Consider the following 1,390-nt stretch of genomic DNA (forward strand, 5'->3'; position numbering starts at 1 on the left):
GGTGCTGTCATGTGTGGACGGCCCCGGTTCTGCAAGCACAAAATCAAGCGAGTGTTGATCTGAGGGATGCAGTCATGTGTCCGGCCTGTTTGCGCGGCGTCGATGACCGCTGGCCCTGATGAAGTCCGCTTGCCTGGTTCCATACAGTCTATCGGACTTCACGTCCTGACAACACCGCGGAGTGCCCCGGCAACGGCCCTGCACTGATCATCATCACTTACATTCTGCCCTTACAGTTTGAGGCGACAGCGATCCGCCGCCGCGATTGTTACCCCTCTGCGAGGGCTGGTGCCCGGTACGTCTCCCCGCGCGCCAGCACGGCCCATGCGATCCTTGCGGTCTTGTTTGCCATAGCGACCGTCGTCAGTCTCCTGGGTTTGCGCGTCATCAGTGATCGCACCCAGGCTCCGGTCGCAGACGGGTTGGTTTCGGCTCGGCGGATGACGGACGTCGCCCCGACCACAAGCAGTCGTCGCAGATAGCCATCCCCCATTTTCGAGATATGCCCGAGCCGGTCCTTGCCGCCGGACGAGTTCTGCCGGGGTGTCAGCCCGAGGAAGGCGGCGAACTGGCGCCCGGAGCGGAACACGGATGGATCGGGCACGCTGGCAGCGAGCGCCGTAGCGGTGATGATCCCAACGCCAGGAATGGTCTCCAGTCTCTGGCTGGTCGTATCGCGGCGGTGCCAGGCGAGTAGTTGTCGCTCGAGTGCTTGGATCTGCTGCGCCAGAGCGTCGAGCTGCCCACCGATTCCCAGAAGCGCCGTTCGGGCGATTTCAGGCAAGTCTGTGTGCGCGCCTTCGCGCATCTGGGCGATCAGTTCCAGCATGCGACGCGGTCCCTGGGGCGCGATCAGACCAAACTCGGCCAGATGGCCTCTGGCCGCATTGAGCAGCATGGTGCGCTGGCGCATCAACAGATCCCGAGTGCGATGAAGCACCAGCACACCCTGGCGCTCTGCACTCTTGATCGGCACGAACCGCATGGTCGGCCGGGTCACGGCTTCGCAGATCGCTTCGGCGTCCGCCATGTCGTTCTTCTGGCGTTTGACATAAGGCTTCACATAAGCGGGCGGCATCAGCTTCACCTCGTGCCCGAGCGCGGAGATCTCCCGAGCCCAGTAATGCGCGGTGGCGCACGCTTCCAGGCCGATTAAGCAGGGCTCCAGCTTCCGGAGAGTATCGAGTACGGCGCTGCGGCGCAGCTTCTTGCGGATGACAACCTTGCCGGCTTCATCGATGCCGTGAAGCTGGAAAACAGACTTGGCGATGTCGATCCCGAGTGTGGTAATGCTCATGGTGGACGGTTCCTCTTCTTGTTGGCTCAATGACAGCGCCAGCATGGCACATCACGATGCCGGTGGGAGGGGCCGTCCACCCCATCAGTCTAA

1 protein-coding gene is annotated in these 1,390 nt (G+C 62.5%); it reads right to left on the minus strand.

What is annotated here, in order from left to right; translation table 11 throughout:
* Positions 1–268: 268 nt before the first annotated feature.
* Positions 269–1,297 carry an IS110 family transposase gene (locus tag Q1K29_RS18395; protein ID WP_300396838.1) on the minus strand — a complete coding sequence of 343 codons (1,029 nt, stop codon included), beginning with the start codon at positions 1,295–1,297 and terminating at the stop codon, positions 269–271.
* Positions 1,298–1,390: the final 93 nt, after the last annotated feature.

Source organism: Henriciella sp. (assembly GCF_029937755.1).
Classification (GTDB): domain Bacteria; phylum Pseudomonadota; class Alphaproteobacteria; order Caulobacterales; family Hyphomonadaceae; genus Henriciella.